The organism is Rosettibacter primus, assembly GCF_036860675.1.
In the GTDB taxonomy this organism is placed as follows: Bacteria; Bacteroidota; Ignavibacteria; order Ignavibacteriales; family Melioribacteraceae; genus Rosettibacter; species Rosettibacter primus.
In genome coordinates this window covers 265,585-285,392 of the sequence record NZ_JAYKGK010000004.1, presented here as the reverse complement: position 1 = coordinate 285,392, position 19,808 = coordinate 265,585, and the positions used below count along the sequence as shown (strand labels likewise).

Annotated in this window: 15 protein-coding genes and 2 tRNA genes; 12 read left to right on the top strand and 5 right to left on the bottom strand. The window is 29.7% G+C overall.

All coding sequences use genetic code 11. The features are described from left to right. Window positions 1-2 precede the first annotated feature (2 nt). From VJY32_RS07560 to cas6, 3 genes are all read right to left on the bottom strand, one after another. Entirely contained in the window at window positions 3-599 is a 597-nt protein-coding gene (locus VJY32_RS07560) for a hypothetical protein (protein ID WP_353677300.1), read from the bottom strand. Window positions 600-609: 10 nt separating this feature from the next. Next, window positions 610-3,117: a type III-A CRISPR-associated protein Cas10/Csm1 gene (cas10, locus tag VJY32_RS07555; RefSeq protein ID WP_353677299.1), complete on the bottom strand. Its 2,508-nt coding sequence runs from the start codon at window positions 3,115-3,117 to the stop codon at window positions 610-612. A gap of 153 nt (window positions 3,118-3,270) precedes the next feature. Next, window positions 3,271-4,077 carry a CRISPR-associated endoribonuclease Cas6 gene (gene cas6 / locus VJY32_RS07550; protein ID WP_353677298.1) on the bottom strand — a complete coding sequence of 269 codons (807 nt, stop codon included), beginning with the start codon at window positions 4,075-4,077 and terminating at the stop codon, window positions 3,271-3,273. Between the two features lie 507 nt (window positions 4,078-4,584). Between cas6 and VJY32_RS07545 the strand changes: the two genes are divergently transcribed. Then, window positions 4,585-5,259 carry a CDP-alcohol phosphatidyltransferase family protein gene (locus VJY32_RS07545; protein WP_353677297.1) on the top strand — a complete coding sequence of 225 codons (675 nt, stop codon included), beginning with the start codon at window positions 4,585-4,587 and terminating at the stop codon, window positions 5,257-5,259. Window positions 5,260-5,419: 160 nt separating this feature from the next. Here the strand turns inward: VJY32_RS07545 and VJY32_RS07540 are convergent. After that, window positions 5,420-5,493 (bottom strand) — tRNA-Arg (locus VJY32_RS07540). A gap of 576 nt (window positions 5,494-6,069) precedes the next feature. Between VJY32_RS07540 and glmS the strand changes: the two genes are divergently transcribed. The 10 genes from glmS (at window position 6,070) to rpmA (ending at window position 14,916) form a co-directional block, all read left to right on the top strand. Next, window positions 6,070-7,902, top strand: a complete 1,833-nt coding sequence (gene glmS / locus VJY32_RS07535) for a glutamine--fructose-6-phosphate transaminase (isomerizing) (protein ID WP_353677296.1) — start codon at window positions 6,070-6,072, stop codon at window positions 7,900-7,902. A 467-nt stretch (window positions 7,903-8,369) separates the two neighbouring features. Further along, window positions 8,370-9,689 (top strand): cyclic 2,3-diphosphoglycerate synthase, encoded by a 1,320-nt coding sequence (locus VJY32_RS07530; protein ID WP_353677295.1) that lies wholly within the window; start codon window positions 8,370-8,372, stop codon window positions 9,687-9,689. Next, complete coding sequence (gene arcC / locus VJY32_RS07525) at window positions 9,686-10,633, top strand: carbamate kinase (RefSeq protein WP_353677294.1); 948 nt, start codon at window positions 9,686-9,688, stop codon at window positions 10,631-10,633. Before VJY32_RS07530 ends, arcC begins: the two co-directional genes overlap by 4 nt. Before the next feature lie 333 nt (window positions 10,634-10,966). Next, the gene (gene argF / locus VJY32_RS07520) at window positions 10,967-11,899 is read left to right on the top strand and encodes an ornithine carbamoyltransferase (protein WP_353677293.1); all 933 of its coding nucleotides are present in this window, start codon (window positions 10,967-10,969) and stop codon (window positions 11,897-11,899) included. 69 nt (window positions 11,900-11,968) lie between these two features. Continuing rightward, a complete protein-coding gene (locus tag VJY32_RS07515) occupies window positions 11,969-12,247 on the top strand; it encodes a type II restriction enzyme (protein ID WP_353677292.1) in 279 nt (92 codons plus the stop codon). A gap of 21 nt (window positions 12,248-12,268) precedes the next feature. After that, window positions 12,269-12,751, top strand: coding sequence for a DUF6997 domain-containing protein (locus VJY32_RS07510; protein WP_434968533.1), 483 nt, complete (start codon window positions 12,269-12,271; stop codon window positions 12,749-12,751). Continuing rightward, on the top strand, window positions 12,748-13,650 hold the full coding sequence (locus tag VJY32_RS07505) for a DNA-methyltransferase (RefSeq protein WP_353677290.1): 903 nt from the start codon (window positions 12,748-12,750) through the stop codon (window positions 13,648-13,650). The genes VJY32_RS07510 and VJY32_RS07505 overlap by 4 nt, the downstream gene beginning before the upstream one ends. 149 nt (window positions 13,651-13,799) lie before the next feature. Next, window positions 13,800-13,872: transfer RNA gene (locus VJY32_RS07500), tRNA-Phe, on the top strand. A 458-nt stretch (window positions 13,873-14,330) separates the two neighbouring features. Beyond that, window positions 14,331-14,639 carry a 50S ribosomal protein L21 gene (gene rplU / locus VJY32_RS07495; protein ID WP_353677289.1) on the top strand — a complete coding sequence of 103 codons (309 nt, stop codon included), beginning with the start codon at window positions 14,331-14,333 and terminating at the stop codon, window positions 14,637-14,639. Between the two features lie 16 nt (window positions 14,640-14,655). Next, the gene (rpmA, locus tag VJY32_RS07490; RefSeq protein WP_353677288.1) at window positions 14,656-14,916 is read left to right on the top strand and encodes a 50S ribosomal protein L27; all 261 of its coding nucleotides are present in this window, start codon (window positions 14,656-14,658) and stop codon (window positions 14,914-14,916) included. Window positions 14,917-14,945: 29 nt separating this feature from the next. Here the strand turns inward: rpmA and VJY32_RS07485 are convergent, their stop codons facing one another. Continuing rightward, window positions 14,946-18,281 (bottom strand): two-component regulator propeller domain-containing protein, encoded by a 3,336-nt coding sequence (locus VJY32_RS07485; protein WP_353677287.1) that lies wholly within the window; start codon window positions 18,279-18,281, stop codon window positions 14,946-14,948. A gap of 371 nt (window positions 18,282-18,652) precedes the next feature. On the opposite strand from VJY32_RS07485, the gene VJY32_RS07480 reads away from it, so the two are divergent. Continuing rightward, window positions 18,653-19,801: a Re/Si-specific NAD(P)(+) transhydrogenase subunit alpha gene (locus VJY32_RS07480; protein WP_353677286.1), complete on the top strand. Its 1,149-nt coding sequence runs from the start codon at window positions 18,653-18,655 to the stop codon at window positions 19,799-19,801. Window positions 19,802-19,808: the final 7 nt, after the last annotated feature.

Sequence of the window (19,808 nt, the reverse complement as noted above, 5' to 3'; positions counted from 1 at the left end):
TTTTATTCTCCTTTTTTGTTTCTAAAAAAGCCGATGAATGCTTCAAAGTGTTGCATAAATCCTTTTAGAAAGTTGTTTGGATTCAAGGTTGCTAAGTTTATGTTTTTATACAAGAATAATTGGAATTTCTCTGAAATTTTTTTTCTACCTAATGCATCATTAGAATAAGAGATTAATTTCCATAATGAGACTTTAACTTCACCAAAGTCTTTTTTTAATTTATAAATACCTTCAACGTTTTTGCAATATGAAAACCATTTCATAATCTGTGTTGGTTTATTTAAATCTTTGCCTCTTTCTTTACTGAAAATACTCGCTAATATTATTGGAAAATCTATAACAAATTCTTTCTTGATTTTACCTTCTTCATCAAAATAACCATTTTCTAAAGACTCTAAGTAAATGTCCCAATCACTTTTTAGTCTTTTTACTTCTTTCGCTTCTAATTTACCTTCGCTTGTTGAATGTGGAATGTACATTACGTGGTCACCTTCTTTTGGTGAAAAATCTACTTTATTAAAGTGACAAAAATATTTGTCATCAATAAAGAAAATTTTTTTATTTTCAATGACTTTAGTTATAATTCCATTTTGTTTCATATTTAAACCTTTAATAATTCCTAATATTATAAATTATCTGACAAACAAGTGGATGAAGAATTTTTTCTAACCTTTGAGCTTCTTCATTCCCTTCTTTATTGATCGTTAAAACATTTTCAAAAAATTTAACGATTTCTTGATCTTTATTTTTTAATAACCTATTTACGGTATAATTAAGTCTTGCATAGGCAATTAAATGCGTAGCATCTTCCGTTTCTTCATATTTTCTTAGTGATTCTGATAGTTCAAGCAATTTTCGTATAAGGCCATGACTTAAACCATTCTTTTCATCTCGAGTATATGCTGTTAATTTACTTACCTGATCCATTAAAAAGCTTAAATCATCGTTCTTCACATACGTGTCAAATAAATATGTTCCGGCTTTGTCATTAATTGAAAAAAATGCTCTTGAATTTTTCATCTTTAATAATTCATATTGAGAATCTCTTGTGTATCTCTTGCCCTCTTTTTGATTTTCTTCCGCAAAATCAGCAACTATTCTTATCGGCGTATGATCTTTAAAATGCGTTATTGAATATGAAATATGTAATTCTTTATTATCACAAGTAAATTTTGAGAATTCATCATTTATTGCTTTGACTAATCTTAATGCAGAACTTTGGGAAGTGACGAGCATAAGATCATCACCACCAGCAAATATTGTATATACTTTATTGTCGTTTGACTTTTGTTCCCATTCAGCTAAAAACCCATTTAAGAAAAAGCTAAAGAAATATTTCAAGTGATTGCTTAATGTCGTTGTTCTTGAGATACTGGTAAGATCTTTTTTATCAGCATCACTGATTGAGTTTTTATCTCTATCTAATCCGTATGCCATAATTAATCCAAGATTATCTATATCACCCTTAATTAAAGAAAGAAACTTTGCTCCATTATTATATTTAGCCATATCCTCAAAAGACATAATATCATCATTTTCACTTCGTGAACAATAATTAGCAACTTCGATATAGTGTGTATTTCTGAATATGTCCTTACTTAAATTTTCTTTCTTTAAAAGTTCATCTAAAGTAGGGTTAAGTAGAATCTTTGTTTTTTCTTTAAGTTCTTTATCATCTCTAAACCTTTTAATATGGATGATATTGTTTGGATCAATTGAAAGGTTATCATTATCCAAAATTGCAATGATATTATTCCCAGTAATTTTTGAACCTATTTCATATTCATTTTTTACCTGTTTATCTACCACAATTTCTTCTTCAAAATCTTGTATTATACTTTTTCTTCCCCATCTTATTGGCTTATCTGTTACCCTACATTTTATTGAATCAGTGCCAGTTCCATCGTCAGCGATATATTTCTCTTCCCATATATAATTCTGATAATTAATCCCATTCTCTGGGAAAAGTCTTTCATTAAAAAGTCTATATTTGTTTTCAATAAGCTTATGCGATGCATCTTCAACAATTTTTCCAAAAGTTAATGGATGATTTTTATCCATTAATACCATATAATCAAAATTATGATATGCACAGTTAAAGCTTAATCCCATTCTAAAATTATCAAATAGGTATTTGTTGATTTCATTAAGTGCTTCATTATATTTTCTTTCGAAATCTTTTGTAGAAGGTGCGATTAAGTAGAACTTTCCGCCGGCTAGCATTATTAAGTTAGTTTCTGTAAGCCCGAAGGTTCTCAATAATTTAGTCGCAAGATTGCGGGTGAGAACCTGAACAAAAATTGACCGTCCTCTTAAGATTTTTGCTGGTTTTTTATGGACAACATCAAAGATATAACTTTGAATTCCTGGTATATCCCCAATAACTAAATTCAGATTAGTCGAACCTGAATTATCCTTTTTTGTTAGATAAATTGCATGAGCGATGCCAGCAACATCTTTCAAGTGATTGTATAACGAAATATCGGTCTCAGAACTTCCAGTAAAATCCGGAATACACCACATATATTTTTCAAAAATTATAAGAAAAAGATTTATCAGGCTTTCAAAATCCTCAACCCCTTTATAAAAATCGAGAACATACTCAAGATCTTCAACAAACGCATTCCAATCACTTTCTTTATAAGCAAATTCTTTAAGCTTGCTTTCTTTTGTTTCTGTTGGGATGATTACATCATAATCCTTTTTAGTTAACCATTTATGTTTATAATATCTTAATTCAGTTGATTCATTAGATAATATCTTTATTTTACTAAATAAAGATGCAAGATGTTTATGTTTCCATTGATCCTGATATGCTTCAACCTCCTCTTTTTCAACTCGCTCACTTGCAGAGAGTCGATCAGCTTCTTGAATAATTTTTATTAAACTATCATTTGTTTCCATATTATGGTGGAATTCTATGGCTTCAGCTAGTCTACTAACGTTTTCTATCCCCACAATTTTTTCGAATCGGTGCTTAAATCTTCCAGATAAGATAAAATCTTTCCCTAATTTTTGATGAAATTTTTTATCTGGATTTCCAGTGCACCTCTGTTCAAACTTCCCTATATCATGAAAAAGTGCGCCAAGGATTAGTATTTTTTCTTCTTCGGTCATACTGCATTCCTTTTATTTTATTTCAAAATTATTCTATAACTTCTTCGTTTCCAATCTCCAAAACATTTTCAAAATGTTTTTTTCCAACTCCCAAATTTTCATTCCCAATTTCCAATTCCTAATTCCTAATTTTTAATTCCTAATTCCTAATTCTTAACCACTCACTGCTTCTACCATTCCGAACCCCATAGGATTTTTTTCCCCATATCCCGCTTCGTATCCTACTTTTATTAATTCTGGGTCACCTTCAAGCTTAAATGGACAATATATTCCAATGATGTCTATTGGATTCTTGATATCTTTTATAATTGATACTTTCTTTGATAACCTTTTGTTTTTCTTAGTTGCATTCTCAATATATTTTTCGTCCCATGAAATTTTTATTCCATTTCCACTATATGTCTTTTTTGTTATTGCTTGATATTTATTAATTAAATTTTGCTGAAATACTCTATTAATTTCTTCTATGTTGTCGTTGTATCTAAAGTAATATTGATTTAATCTTCCTGAGTATAATTTATATGTTGATAATACAAGCGGAGTCATCATTTTGAAATGCATTTGATTAGTAAATGTTGGCTCTGGAATTATTTCCACTTGATTAATATTAAATTTTGTAAAAATGTTCTCTGACATGATTTCAATTGTTCTATTTTCGAAAGTCCCTATAACAAAATTTTTTATAAAGTCATCGATAAGTGGGGAAGTAATGTATAATTCAGCTTTCGGAGATAATAATATTAATGAATTATAATCTAAAGCTGTTTTTTCTAATTTGATTGAAAAGGTAAATAACTTATAATATTTGTTTTCTATTGAGTAACCTAAATCATGGAGGAATGTTGAAAATTCAGGTGAGCCAAATTCAAGTAATTTGTAAATAGCAGAAGATAAACTGTAATTGTAGTTAAGTGCTATTTTGTTTGTTTTAACTGCTCTGAGCGATAGCTTTAATCTCATTAAATTACCCTCACTATAGAATAAAAAAGCTACCTTTTCTTTTTTAATATCTATAAAATTTTATTCTCATTTAATAAGAGTAAGAAAAACTACTAATTTCTAAAAAAGCATATGAATTTATTTTTTCCGAATAATATTTTTTAAGGTTTGCGCGCCCCTCTGCATAAATATAAGTTAAAAATTGATAAATAAAATTAATTAATGAATTTATTTCAAAATGGTGTTGCTTAATGTCGGCGGGGTGAAGGCTTTTCTTTTTTTTGCTTATAAGATTAACTGGATTTCTGGATTCGTCAAAATTCATAAGTATTGTTTTAGAAATTTCGTTTGCAAGTTAGAAATATTTTTTTGTTTTGTAAATAGTTTTTCATAAAAAAATGGGAAAAAATTTTTATTAGTAGAATTGATTTTTATGACAGTAATGGTTTGGATAAAAAATTTTTATTTGTTTAATATATTTTATTAAGTTTGGAAAGAAATTAAAACTAAATATCAAAAGGTTAATTAATGGATTCACATATTCGTATTAATGATATTCTTCTTGGTCCATTAGAACGACCTGCAATTAATTGGTTAGTTCAAAGAATGCCAAAATTTGTTACTCCCGATATACTTACTATAATTGGCTTAATAGGTTCATTAATTACGGGGTTGAGTTATTATTTAACTGTTTATGATGAATTATATCTCTGGCTGGCAAATTTGGGATTAGTTGTTAATTGGTTTGGTGATAGTTTAGATGGCAACTTAGCTCGCTATAGAAATATTACGAAGCCTAAATACGGTTTTTTCATTGACCATACATTGGATTCATTAAGTATAATTTCAATTGCTATTGGTGCTGGACTTTCACCTTATGCAAGATTTGATTTTGTTATGTTTGCTCTAGTTGGTTATTTGTTGATGTCAATTCTTGTTTATATAAGAACTTATGTTTATGGTATTTTTAAAATTTCTTATTATGGTTTTGGCCCAACAGAAGTTAGAGTTATAATAATATTACTCAACACAATTATTTATTTCTTTGGTGCTTATGAATTTTTAATTGAAAATGAAATTTATACTCTTCTTGATTTTGCAGCTTTATTCTTGGCTATTGCCTTTATAATCATTTTTGTTGTTTCTGTAATTATTGAGGGAAAAAAATTAAAAGCTGAAGAATTGAAAAATTTAAAAAAATAATTTTATCTGAAGTTAGTTTTTGTTATAATTTTTTGCAGGTAGATGATTCTTGAAATTGTTATAAAAAGATTTTATAAAATTGTAACAATTATATAATCTGCGATTTTATGAATTTTTTATGATTTGAAATTTAGTGATTGAGAGAGGAATTTTCATTTAGTACGCCCGGAAGGATTCGAACCCTCAACCTTCTGATCCGTAGTCAGATGCTCTATCCAATTGAGCTACGGGCGCAAGTTTACAATGGCAATATTTTTATGAGCAAATAATCAAAATTTGCGCAGCAAATATACTATTACATTTAAAAACATTCAATTTTGCGGAGTGTAGTAATTTGTTGAGTAAAAATAAATTTCTTATTAGTTATAATTTCCATAAAATCATCTCTTTTGAACAATTTGCATTAAATGTTTATGTTGACAAAATTTTTGAGAAAGAAAAATATTGCTTGATAACAAAAATTATTTTTTGATTGATGAGTAATATTAAAATTAGATTTTGTATGGGTCCAATTTTATATTTATTACAATAAATCTAAAAATTGGTTAAGAATAGGCATGGGAAAAATTTCTCAATTTTATTGTGAACCTTTAATAAGTAATCTTGTCATAAAAGAAATTAGTTGATAATGCATTTTCTTTTTTAGAAATTTGCTGTGAGATTAAAAAGTTATTATGAAAAAGCAAAATTATAATTGTAACAAAAAGAGGGAATCCATCAAGTCAAAATTGCTACTATTACGCCCTTGCCCTGATCATTAGTTTTTTATTTCTTCATCAATTTTTTTATTAATTAAAATTAGGAGTCACTATGTGTGGTATTGTTGGCTATATTGGCAACAAAAATTGCGTTCCAATTCTTTTGGAAGGTTTAAAAAGACTAGAATATCGCGGGTATGATTCTGCTGGCATTGGTATAATTAACGAAACAGATTGCAAAGTTGTTAAAACTAAGGGTAAAGTAGCAGACCTCGAAAAATTATTATATAACGAAAAAATTTTTGCAAATCTTGGTATCGGTCATACTCGTTGGGCAACGCATGGTGAACCAAGTATTGAAAATGCTCATCCTCATATGAACAATGATAAAACTTTGTTTGTTATCCATAACGGAATTATTGAAAATTATGCTTCTCTAAAAAAAGGTTTATTAAACGAAGGCTATCAATTTGTCAGCGAAACAGATACCGAAGTTTTAGCTCATTTAATTGACCACTATCTGAAATTAAAGAATAATTTATTTCAAGCTGTTCGATATGCTCTAAATGAAGTTGAGGGTACTTATGGAATTGCAGTAATATATAAAAATGAACCGGATAAAATTGTAGTTGCTCGCAAAGGCTCACCATTAGTAATTGGAGTAGGTAAAAATGAAAATTTTGTGGCATCAGATGTTAATGCACTAATTACTTATACAAGTCAAGTTGTTTATTTAGAAGACGGTGAGATTGCTGAAGTTTATAAAGACCATTTTCATGCAAAAAATATTCATGATGAAGAAATCATTAAAGAAATTCATGAAGTTGACTTAAGTGTAGATGAAATTACAAAAGGTGGTTATCCTCATTATATGCTCAAAGAAATTATGGAACAACCTGAATCAATTTATAATTCTATGAGAGGAAGATTGGTTTATGAAGAGGGTATTTCAAAATTAGGAGGATTGCAAGGATATGAAGAAAGAATAGCCAATTCTGATAGAATAATTATTTCTGCTTGTGGCACTTCCTGGCATGCTGGTTTGGTTGGTGAATATATGTTAGAACAGTATGCAGGAATTCCAGTAGAAGTTGAATATGCTTCTGAATTTCGATATAGAAAACCAGTAATAAATTCTAATGATACATTAATTTTTATTTCACAGAGCGGAGAAACTGCCGATACGCTTGCCTCACTTCGTGAAGCAAAAAAGAAAGGGGCTCTCTGTCTTGGAATTTGTAATGTTGTTGGAAGTTCTATTGCACGGGAAAGTGATGCAGGCGTTTATATTCATGCCGGCCCAGAAATTGGAGTTGCTTCTACTAAAGCTTTTACTTCTCAATTAGTGGTACTTTCATTAATTACTTTATTACTTGCTCGAAGAAAAAGTTTGAATTTGCTTGAAGGCCAGGAAGTTATTAAAGAAATGCAAAGCCTTCCTTCTAAGGTTGAAAGAATTTTAAAACAAAATGAATACATTAAAGAAATTGCTGATAAATATGCAGATTGTAGAAATTTTCTTTATTTAGGAAGAGGTTATCACTTCCCGGTTGCACTTGAAGGTGCTCTTAAGTTAAAAGAAATTTCTTACATACATGCAGAAGGTTATCCAGCCGCAGAGATGAAACATGGTCCCATTGCTTTAATTGATGAAAATATGCCTGTTGTATTTTTAGCAATAAAGGATAGTGTTTATGAAAAAGTATTAAGTAATATTCAAGAAGTAAAAGCACGAAAAGGTAGAATTCTTGCTATTGTAAATGAAGAAGATAATCATATAGATAAAATGGTTGACCATGTTATAAAAGTTCCTAAAACAATTGATATGTTGCAACCGATACTTAGTGTAATTCCTCTGCAGTTGCTTGCTTATCATATTGCAGTTAAAAAAGGTCTTAATGTTGACCAGCCAAGAAATTTAGCTAAAAGTGTAACTGTTGAATAACATACAAATTTTATGATATTGACTCACAATTTAGACTCAAATAATATTTACTGTTGATGAAAGAGATAATGTGTTTTAAAAAAATTATGTGATGAAGTGTTCAAATTATAAGCATGGATTTTCTATGAATGTATTAAATAATAATTTAGGCGCGCGGATTACACGGATATTAACAGATGTTGAAAAATTTAAAAATTTTCTAAAAAATAGAGTGAAATTAAAACCAAATTCCGAAGCTGACTTTTTGCATAATATCGAATATGTCATTCTGAATGGAGCGAAGCGGAATGAAGAATCTCATTTTAAGTAAATTTTAGAGCATTTTTACTTGTTTGATATGACAATAAATTATTTTTAAACAAACTATAAGAGATAATATAGTTTTAGACACGAATTACACAAATTAAAAATAAATCCTAATGGGATGATACTATAAAACTTATAGTCTAATATTACAGGAGAATTTTATGAAACGCAAAAATGTAATAATTATGGGTGCTGCCGGCAGAGATTTTCATAATTTTAATGTTTATTTCAGAGATAATGAAGATTATAATGTTGTGGCATTTACAGCAACTCAAATTCCAAATATTGATGGAAGAATTTATCCAGCAGAATTAGCAGGTAAACTTTATCCAGATGGAATTAAAATTTATGAAGAATCACAACTTGTTGATTTAATAAAAATGTTTAATGTAAATGAAGTAGTATTTGCCTATTCTGATGTTCCTTTTGATTATGTAATGACTAAAGCATCAATTGTAAATGCGGCAGGAGCATCATTTAGATTAATGGGAACTTCTGAAACAATGCTGAAAAGTTCTAAACCAGTAATTTCGGTCTTAGCTGTTCGAACAGGATGCGGCAAATCTCAAACATCAAGAAAAATTGTTAAGATATTAACACAGGCAGGAAAAAAAGTTGTTGCAGTTCGTCATCCAATGCCGTATGGCGATTTAGTAAAACAAAAAGTTCAAAGATTTGCTGATTATTCTGACCTAGACAAATATAATTGTACAATTGAAGAACGAGAAGAATATGAACCTCACATTGCAAGAGGCGGTGTAATTTATGCTGGAGTTGATTACGAAGCAATTTTGAGAGAAGCTGAAAAAGAAGCAGATGTAATTTTATGGGATGGCGGCAATAATGATATGCCTTTTTATAAATCTGATTTGATTTTTACTGTTACAGACCCTCACCGCCCCGGACATGAGTTACATTATTATCCAGGCAATACCTGTTTAAGAGTAGCAGATGCAGTAATTATTAATAAAATTGATTCTGCAACAAAAGAAGGAATTGAAACTGTAAGGAATAATATTCATCTCGTAAATCCAAATGCAATTGTTATAGAAGCTAATTCACCAATTACAGTTGATAAACCGGAATTAATAACAGGTAAACGAGTTTTGATAGTTGAAGATGGACCTACATTAACACACGGTGAGATGAAATATGGGGCTGGAACAGTAATTGCTCAAAGACTTAAAGCAAAAGAAATTGTTGACCCACGGCCATATACAGTAAAATCAATTTCTGATACTTATAAAAAATATCCTAACATAGGTAAATTACTTCCGGCAATGGGATATGGAGAACAACAAATTAAAGATTTGGAAGAAACAATTAATAGAACGGACTGCGATTCTGTTGTTATCGGTACACCAATTGACCTTGGAAGAATATTGAAGATTAACAAACCTTCAACGCGTGTGATGTATGAACTGCAGGAAATTGGAGAAAATACATTAGAATCAGTTCTGAAATTAAAAGGTCTTTTATGAAAAAAATTGCTGTTGTTGCTTTAGGAGGCAATGCACTCTTAAGAAGCAACGAAGCTGGTACAATTGAGCAGCAAGAAGAACATACTTTAAGAACTTGTGAAAAGTTAATTGGATTACTCAAACTCGGTTATAATCTTGTAATAACACACGGCAATGGTCCTCAAGTAGGAAATATTTTACTTCGCAACGAAGCAGGTTTTAATTTATATAACATTCCTAAAATGCCTCTCGATATTTGTGTAGCAGATTCTCAAGGCGGAATTGGCTACATGATTGAACGACAGATGAGAAATGCATTAAGTAAAACAAATCTTCGAAGAAATGTTTTAGCAATTATAACTCAAGTGCTAATTGATATTAATGACCCGGCATTTCAAAATCCTTCAAAACCAATTGGCAGATTTTATTTGAAAGAAGAAGCAGAACTATTGTCAAAAACAAATGGTTGGATATTTAAAGAAGACCCGGCAAGAAGAGGGTGGAGAAGAGTTGTTCCATCTCCAAAACCAATAGATATTATGAATAAAAGAGTAATAAAAGATATGGTGAAAAAAGGTCACATAGTTATTGCAGTTGGTGGTGGTGGAATCCCAGTCTACTGGCATAAGGATACCAGATATCTCGAAGCAATTGAAGCTGTTATAGATAAAGACCTTGCTTCTGCATTTTTAGCTAAAGAAATTTCAGCGGATAGATTTTATATAATCACCGATGTCCCAAAAGTTTATCTTAATTATAAAAAACCTAATCAATTAGCATTAGATAAAATTACAGTTGAAGAAGCAAAAAGATATTACGAAATGGGCGAATTCCCTCCAGGAAGTATGGGACCTAAAATCTTAGCCGCAATTGAATTTATTGAAGGCGGTGGGAAAGAAGCAATAATCACTAACGAGGAAGAAATTGAAAAAGAAAATTGCGGAACTCGAATTGTATTAGAATAATTTTTGGTATTATTTTCGTTTGTGAATTATTAAAAATATTTCAAAAAATTTCAGTATTAAAATTTAGTTGGAGGAAATTTTATTTAGAGGAGATTTCAAAAAAGTAATTTTAATTATTATTCTGAGGTTTCCTGTAGCTAAATCTAAGTCAAAGATATATTTTTTGCTAAAAGCTGATCTTTTCGGTTGACAAAATTATTATCGTTTCTTATACAATGAATATAAAATTATTAAATAGAAATTAAGAAGTATTTATTATAACTTTTTAATAAGATTAAAAACACGAAAAAATTTTTTATATAATAATTATTCTACAAAACAAAAGGTGTTAAAATGGCTGTAAACATGAAAGGGAAAGATTTAATTTCAATTGCAGAGCTTTCCTTAGAAGAAATTTATGAAATATTTGATGTTGCAAAAACATTAAAAGAAAAACTTTATATGGGAGAAGAACACCAGCTTCTAAAAGGAAAAACTCTGGGGATGATATTTTCAAAACCATCTACAAGAACAAGAATCTCATTTGAGACAGGTATTTATCAACTTGGGGGTCATGGAATGTATTTTAATCAGAACGATTTACAACTTGGAAGAAGTGAAAATATTCACGATACTGCAAAAGTTCTTTCGAGATATTTAAATGGAATTATGATTCGAACATTTTCTCATCAAGATGTAGTTGATTTGGCAAAATATGCAACGATCCCAGTAATTAATGGGCTAACTGACTTATTGCATCCATGTCAGGTATTAACAGATTTATTTACAATCTTAGAAAAGAAAAGAAAGTTGAAGGGATTAAAATTAGCTTATATCGGCGATGGAAATAATGTAGCTAATAGCTTGCTTAATGGTTGTTCCAAAGTTGGGATTGATATATCAATTGCATCTCCAAAAGGATTTGAACCAAAGAAAGAAATTGTTGAGCATGCAATTGAAACTGCAAAATATATGGGAAGCAAAGTTGAAATTGTTAATGACCCAGTTGAAGCAGTAAAAAATGCAGATGTTGTTTACACAGATGTGTGGGCAAGTATGGGACAAGAAAAAGAGGCTGAAGAAAGAAAAAAAGTATTCCAAAAGTTTCAAGTGAATTTAGAATTGGTTAAACATGCTAAAGATGATTATTTATTCATGCATTGTTTGCCAGCTCATCGAGGCGAAGAAGTAGTAGACGAAGTAATTGATTCACCAAACTCAATTGTATTTGACGAAGCTGAAAATAGATTGCATGTTCAGAAAGCAATTATGGCACTGGTGATGTGAGAAGAATAATTATATTAATAAATATTTAATTTTTAATACCAGTTAATTAAATTTATATAGAGATTAAAAATGGGAAATAAACAAGAAGTTATTACAGAAATTTTTAAGATATGCCAGAGACGGAATAATTATGTTTTTGACAACGATTTAGTAAAAGACGTGTGTAAAAAATTTAATTTCGGGAATCCTTTTGATGCAACCAAGCTTGATGATACTTCAAAATTTCCGCAGATATTAATAGATGAAGATTATTTTATTTTGCATCTTGGAAATGGAAGGCATAAGTTTGTTAAGGGTATAAGAAATGGTTTTCATGATTTTGAAGAGATTAATGGTAATAATATTTAAAAATGGAGATATCGCAAGAGTATTCTAAATGAATTTGATACAAGTGAATCAAATATATTATCTGTAGCTAGTAACCAAAGAATAATTCATGATTTTCTTTACGAAGATATTGTAGCAAGTCCAAAGGTATATAATGCGAGGCGAACTAAAATGAGTTTACATTATTATGTAGGTGATGAAGAGATAATTAGTGAAAATTTACAAATGGAAATTGATTTAACGATGGAGTTGAATGGTGTCATAACAATATTTGAGGGTAAGAATGGATTTCCGGAAAACTTTGCTGCTTATCAAATATTTCACCCTTTCAAATATTATTCTGTGTTAAAAGAAGAAAATAAACTTGATATTAAACAAATTAATTGTTGTTATGTTTTAAGGAAAATAGAAGAAGGTAATTCAATACTTAAATTATATAATTATACTTTTGAAGATGAAAATAATATGGCATCAATAAAATTATTGAAGTGCGCTCAATACAATCTTGTTAAAAGATCTGGATGATTTTAGTACATGGTGAAGTAAAAATGGGTAGTGAATCAAATAAAATAGATAAATATCTAAACAAGGTATTTTTGATGGATATAATGCAGCTTCTGAAAGAATTGCCGGATAAAAGCGTAGACATGGTTTTTGGAGATCCTGATTATAATGTTGGCATAAAATATGGCGATAAATCTTATACAAAGAATTTTGATGAATATATTGAATGGTATATTGAGTTAGCTAAAGAATCATTGAGAGTATTAAAAGATACAGGGAACATGTTTTTAATTAATTATCCAAAACAAAATGCATATTTACGAGTAAAATATTTGGATAGTGTATGTTACGAAGTTTCTGATTACGTTTGGGTATACAATACAAATGTTGGTCACACTCCTAAACGCTTTACAACTGCTCACAGAAGTATATTGCATTGCCGAAAAACAAAGAATAATAAATTTTACAAAGATAATGTAGCCGTTCCTTATAAAAATCCAACGGATAAAAGAATATTACAAAATATAGCCAATGGTTCGAAAGGGAGAATGCCTTATGATTGGTTTTACTTCGATTTAGTTAAAAATGTAAGCAAAGAAAAAACATTCCATGCATGCCAGATTCCTCAAAAACTTTCTGAGATGTTAATTAAATCTTGTACAATGCCAAACGATATTGTTTTAATTCTTTTTGGAGGTAGCGGTGCAGAAATAGAAATTTGTAAAGTTCTTAAAAGACAATTTATTTCAGCTGAGATTGATGAAAAGTATTACAACATGATTTTAGATAGATTAAAAAATGGAAAGATCGATGAAAAATATAGATTGAACATGAAAAAATATGAACTGAAGAATATTGAAGCTCAACTTACATTACTTGATGAGCAGACTGAATATTTTATTAGAAGTAATAGAGATTAAATTCATCTCATTATTAGTTAGATTGATTACTTACTTATAAATTTTGTGAATATTAGAAAAATCCTTTTCAATTTTCTTAAAGTGTCAAAAAATACTTTGAAATTATTTTCATTTTTCTATAGATTTGTGCCACAAATTTTGAAGTGGTTGGGCAGATAGCTCAGTCGGTAGAGCAAAGGACTGAAAATCCTTGTGTCGGCGGTTCGATTCCGTCTCTGCCCACACAGATGAAAGGGATGAGAAATCATCCCTTTTTTGTTGAAGAAAATCCTTGTGTCGGCGGTTCTCAGCCAAAGGCTGACAGGTCAGCCAAAGGCTGACATGGATTCCGTCTCTGCCCACACGAATGAAAGGGATGAGAAAACATCCCTTTTTTGTTGAAGAAAATCCTTGTGTGGTGGTTCTCAGCCAAAGGCTGACAGGTCAGCCAAAGGCTGACATGGATTCCGTCTCTGCCCACACGAATGAAAGGGATGAGAAATCATCCCTTTTTATTTGAAAGATTTTGTTGAAATAAATTATAAATGAAAGATCTATCAAGTTGATTGGAATCAATCTTTTTCTAAAAATTAGAAATAAGCTATACTCTATTAAAATTATTTTCGCTATACAACTTTATTGACATAATGGTAATTCATTCCATATATTTACAACTCAAATTTTGAAAAATTGGAGGAATAATGTTTGCTGTTGTGAATATAGCAGGACAACAGTTTATTGTAAGAGAGAATAATAAATACTATGTGCCAAAATTAAATGCAGAACCAAATTCTGAAATTGTCTTTGATAGTGTTCTTTTATTAGATCAAGATGATAAAGTAAAAATTGGCACTCCATATTTGAGTGATGTAAAAGTTCACGCAAAAGTATTAGAACATCTTAAAGATGAAAAAATTATTGTTTTCAAAAAGAAAAGAAGAATCTCTTACAAACGTAAAAGAGGTCATAGACAACAATTAACAAGAATAGAAATTACAAAGATAGCTTAGAAATTGGAGGTTTATTATGGCTCATAAAAAAGGTCAAGGTTCATCCCGAAATGGTAGAGATAGTAATCCGCAATATCTTGGTGTTAAAACTTTTGGCGGCGAAAGAGTAACTGCTGGTTCTGTTCTGGTTCGTCAAAAAGGAACAAATTTTCATCCAGGCAGAAATGTGGGATTAGGCGGCGACCATACTTTGTTTGCTTTAATAGATGGTTATGTAAAATTTGAAAGAAAGAAAAATAATAGAAAATACGTTAGTGTTTACGAAACCTTATCTTAAAAATATTCATGATAATTTTAAAAGCTGCATCAGTTATTGATTGCAGCTTTTTTTATTGTGTTATTAAAGATAACTGTAAATGTAGAACCTGTTCCTTTCTTACTTTCAACAAAAATTTCTGCATTATTTAATTCACAATATTTTTTTACTAAAGCTAAACCTAAACCATTACCCTCAAATTCTCTCGTATAACCTCGTTGTTCCTGATGAAAAGCTGTGAATAGATTTGGCAAAAATTCTTCTGAAATTCCAATCCCTGTATCAGAGACTTTAACAGCAGCTCTTTTATCATTAGTAAGATAAGAAGTTATTTCGACTTTTCCCTTATGAGTGTATTTAATTGCATTATCAATTAGATTAACAAAAATTTGTGTGACTGAATATTCATCAGCAATAACATTTAGATTTTCTTCCTGAATATTCCATGTGAATTCTAAATTTTTCTTTTTTGCTTTGTATAAATATTCAGGGTATAAGTGCTTCAATATTTTTTCATTAATATTAATTTCTTTGTAAATACATTCATAAGTTCCAGTTTGAAGTTCGGACATGTTAAGAATTAAGTCAATAGTTCTAACAATTCTATCACCAGCTCGTTCTATCGAATCAAAACTTTCTTTGATAATTTCATTATCAGTACTTCCTAATTGCTCTTTTATTAATTCTGAAAAATTTAATATGGAATGAATGGGGGAACGAATTTCATGTGACATTTGAGCTAAAAATTCAGATTTGAGTCTTTCAGAGCTTTCAGCTTTTTCCTTTGCTGTTATAAGTTCTTGTTCAATTTTTTTTCTTTCTTCTATTTCTTGCATTAATCTTTCATTTAATTCCGTTTTCTCTTGAATTAATCGTTCTAATTCTTGTTGGTGTTTTTTAATTCCTCTAACCTTAAGATTGTAAATTCCATATATAAACAAGCCAATTCCAAAGAGCATAAATAATCTAAAAACAAATGTTTGATAAAATGGTGGAGTTACAGTAAGCACCAAACTTGCACCATTTTCATTCCAGTAGCCGTTTGGGTTTGCTGCTTTAACTCTGAAAATGTATTTACCGGGAGGCAAGTAGTTATAACTTGCAGAATGTATATTACCTACATAATTCCAGTTTGATTCAAATCCTTGCAGCATATAAGCAAAAGTATTCTTTTCAGGCTTAGCAAAGTGCAAAGCAGCAAAGTTGAATGTAACAAAGTTGGTTTTATAAGAAATAATTATCTCTTTTGTTTCAGTAATATTTTTTTTGAGAACAACTTCATCATTTATTTTTTCACCTATTTTAACTGGATTATTCATTATTAGAAAATCAGTAATCAATACATCTGGAATGTGTTTGTCTTCTTTAATACTATCTGGATGAAAAATATTAAATCCTTGATTACCACCGAAAATCATCTCACCAGTTTTTTTTCTTTTTGCAGCTGCTCTAACAAAAAATTCGTTACTCTGGAATCCATCGCTTATATCAAAATTTGTAAAGGTAATTTTATCAGGATTAAATTTTGAAATTCCTTTATTAGTGCTAATCCATAAATTTCCTTTGTCATCTTCGAGTACTGCTTGAATGTTATTATCAGGCAATCCATCTTCAACAGTATAATTAATAAATTTTGGATTTCTATAATCGTTATTTTCAACAATCATCTTATTTAATCCCTGAATTGTACCTATCCAGAGATTTCCTTTACTATCTTCCATTATGTTAAGTACTTTATTACTGCTGAGACTTGATGGGTTTTGTGGGTGATTTTTTATACGATAAAATTCTTTCTTCTTGATGTCAAATAAATTTAATCCTTGGTCATCGGTTCCAATCCAGATGTTCCCTTTGCTATCTTGGAATATGCACCAGATGTTGTTGCTGCTTATACTTTTAGGATTATCTGGACTATATTCATAACTTATAAATGAATTGGTCTTTTTATCATAAATATTTAAACCACCACCGTAAGTTCCAATTAATATTTCTCCAGATTTAATTTGATAGATTGAAAAGATAATATTGTTGCTCAGCTTTCCTTTACTGCCATCACTAATATAATTTGTAAATTTATTTGTACGGGCATTAAATTTTGACAATCCATATTCAGTGCCTATCCACAAATTACCTTCATTATCTTCGCAGAGAGTGCGTATTCTATCGTCAACCAATGAGTTACTATTGTTAGGGTCTAAATTATATCTTATGAATTTTTTTTGTTTAGAATTGGGGTCAAAACGATTCAATCCTCCTCCAAAAGTGCCAATCCATATTATACCAGATTTGTCTTCAATAATTGAATAAACTTTGTCATTACTTAAACTCTCATTGTTAAATGGAATATTTTTGTAATAAGCAACATGTGACCTCATTTTATTTAATTTGTTGACTCCTGTGCCTTCAGTCCCAATCCAAATTATACCGGATTTATCTTCATATATTGTAAATAAAATATTGCTGCCGATTGTCTCGGGATTCATTAAGTCTCTTTTATAATTGGAAAAAGTTGAAGTTTTAGGATTGAATTTTTGGAGTCCGTTAAATAAAGTTGTTATCCATAAATTCCCATCTCTATCAAGAATTATATCTGTTATTGTTTTATCTTTTGTATTAATAGTGAAAGGATTAACATACCTTATGAATCTGTCATTTTCTCTATCATATTTATTCAGGTCTTCACTTGTCCCAAGCCACATATTGTTGTTTCTATCAATGTAGATTTTTCCAACAAAATTACTTGAGAGACTGAAAGGATTATTAGCCTGACTGTGATAAAATTTATATTGATTAGTTTCAGGATTGAATTTAATTAAACCATTTTGAGTTCCAAGCCAGAGATTGCCTTCTGAATCTTCGCATATAGATAAAATATAATCTGATTTTGGAAATTGATTGTGATTAATCTTATTTCTATAAGAAATAAAAATATTTTTTTGAAAATCATATCTGCATAATCCTATTTCTGTCCCAATCCAAAGTCGATTTTTCTTGTCAATATATAAAGTTCTAACTCTGTCTGATATTATAGAATTTTTATCATTTTCATTATGATTAAAATTTGTGAAATCATCTGTTAATCTGTTGTATCTGTTTAAGCCTCCGCCTATTGAAGCAATCCATAAATTCCCATCTTTATCTTCAACAATTGACCTGAATGTTTGCCCTTGAATGCTTTTAGGATTATCTTTTTCTATTTTGTAAACTTTGAAAGAATATCCATCATATCTGTTTAAGCCGTCGTATGTTCCAAACCATAAAAAATTTCTGCTATCCTGATAAATTGAAAGAACAGAATTTTGAGAGAGACCAATATCAGAAGTTAGGTATTCAAATCTATATGTTTGTGAGTATGTAGTGGTATATGTACTAATGAGTAGAATCAAAATAAAAAAATTATACTTTGAGGAAACTTTATTAATAAAAATTAACATAAAAGATTTTTTTTCAATGATATAGGTGGCAAGTTTATTTAAAATTAACATGTTGTTTTTATTAACAGAAATTATTTTAATTAATAATCGTTTTGAATAAGAAAAATTTTAGTATTATCTAAAATTATAAAACAAATGAATTAAGTAAGATATATTAATGTATATTCAAATTTACAAAAATGTTATGCTTGATAAGAATTAATCAATCAATTTATAAGTTATCTAAAATAATTTTATTAATCAAAAATTAAGAAAAGGAAAGTATTGGTATTAAAAATAGATATTATTAAGTTTCGTAGTTAAAAAAATAAAAGAGGTAAGAAGTGAAAATAGCAGTTCCCAAAGAAATAATGACTGGGGAAAACAGGGTTTCATTAATTCCTGATGTGGCAAATAAGTTAATAAAAAAAGGTTTTGAAATTTATTTGGAATCTGGAGCGGGAAACAAAGCAGGTTTTCTTGATGAGAAGTATAAGAATGCAGGTGTAAATATTGTTGAAGATGTAGTTGAATTATACTCAAAAGCAGATATTGTATTAAAAGTCCAGAGACCAATAATGCATCCCGAAAAGGGGAAACATGAGTTAGAATTAATGAAAAGAGGGACATTGTTGATTTCATTTTTTTATTCGCTTCATTATCCTGATGTTGCTAAAATGGCTGCTGAGCTTGGAATTAATGTCATATCAATGGATGCAATTCCAAGAACAACGATTGCACAAAGAATGGATGCACTTAGTTCTCAGGCAAATATAGCTGGTTATAAAAGTGTTATATTGGCAGCAAATTATTTGCATAAAATTTTCCCGATGATGATGACAGCAGCCGGAACAATTTCGCCTGCTAAAGTTGTGATAATGGGAGCAGGGGTTGCAGGACTTTCTGCGCTTGGTACTGCAAAAAGATTGGGTGCAGTTGTTGAAGTGTCAGATGTTCGTCCGCAAGTAAAAGAAGAAGTTCAAAGTTTGGGTGGAAAATTTATTGAAGTGCCAACCGATGAATCAATGCAGGATGCAGGTGGATATGCAAAAGAACAATCAGAAGAGTTCTTAAGAAAACAAAAAGAACTAATTTTCAAACATATAACTGAAGCAGATATTGTTATTACAACTGCTTTAATTCCGGGCAAGAAAGCTCCCGTGCTCGTAACTGAAGAAATGGTAAAAAATATGAGACCCGGTTCTGTAATTCTTGATATGGCAGTAGAGTTTGGAGGGAATTGTGAACTTAGTGAAAAAGGGAAAGTAGTAAATAAATATAATGTTACAATTATTGGTGAACCTAATTTACCTAGTCTAATTCCTTATCACGCAAGCGAGATGTATGCAAGAAATTTATTTAATTTGATTGATTATACAAGTAAAGATGGAAATTTTATTCACAATATGGATGATGAAATTATTGGAGGAGCTACAATTGTTAAAGATGGAGTTGTAGTTCACGAGAGAACAAAAGTTTTATTAAATAATTAAGAGGTAT

Coding starts and splice junctions, on each gene's coding strand:
- VJY32_RS07515 (WP_353677292.1), top strand. CDS start 11,969: ATGGGAAATAAACAAGAAGTTATTACAGAAATTTTTAAGATATGCCAG.
- VJY32_RS07530 (WP_353677295.1), top strand. CDS start 8,370: ATGAAACGCAAAAATGTAATAATTATGGGTGCTGCCGGCAGAGATTTT.
- cas10 (WP_353677299.1), bottom strand. CDS start 3,117: ATGACCGAAGAAGAAAAAATACTAATCCTTGGCGCACTTTTTCATGAT.
- arcC (WP_353677294.1), top strand. CDS start 9,686: ATGAAAAAAATTGCTGTTGTTGCTTTAGGAGGCAATGCACTCTTAAGA.
- rplU (WP_353677289.1), top strand. CDS start 14,331: ATGTTTGCTGTTGTGAATATAGCAGGACAACAGTTTATTGTAAGAGAG.
- argF (WP_353677293.1), top strand. CDS start 10,967: ATGGCTGTAAACATGAAAGGGAAAGATTTAATTTCAATTGCAGAGCTT.
- rpmA (WP_353677288.1), top strand. CDS start 14,656: ATGGCTCATAAAAAAGGTCAAGGTTCATCCCGAAATGGTAGAGATAGT.
- VJY32_RS07505 (WP_353677290.1), top strand. CDS start 12,748: ATGATTTTAGTACATGGTGAAGTAAAAATGGGTAGTGAATCAAATAAA.
- VJY32_RS07545 (WP_353677297.1), top strand. CDS start 4,585: ATGGATTCACATATTCGTATTAATGATATTCTTCTTGGTCCATTAGAA.
- glmS (WP_353677296.1), top strand. CDS start 6,070: ATGTGTGGTATTGTTGGCTATATTGGCAACAAAAATTGCGTTCCAATT.
- cas6 (WP_353677298.1), bottom strand. CDS start 4,077: ATGAGATTAAAGCTATCGCTCAGAGCAGTTAAAACAAACAAAATAGCA.
- VJY32_RS07560 (WP_353677300.1), bottom strand. CDS start 599: ATGAAACAAAATGGAATTATAACTAAAGTCATTGAAAATAAAAAAATT.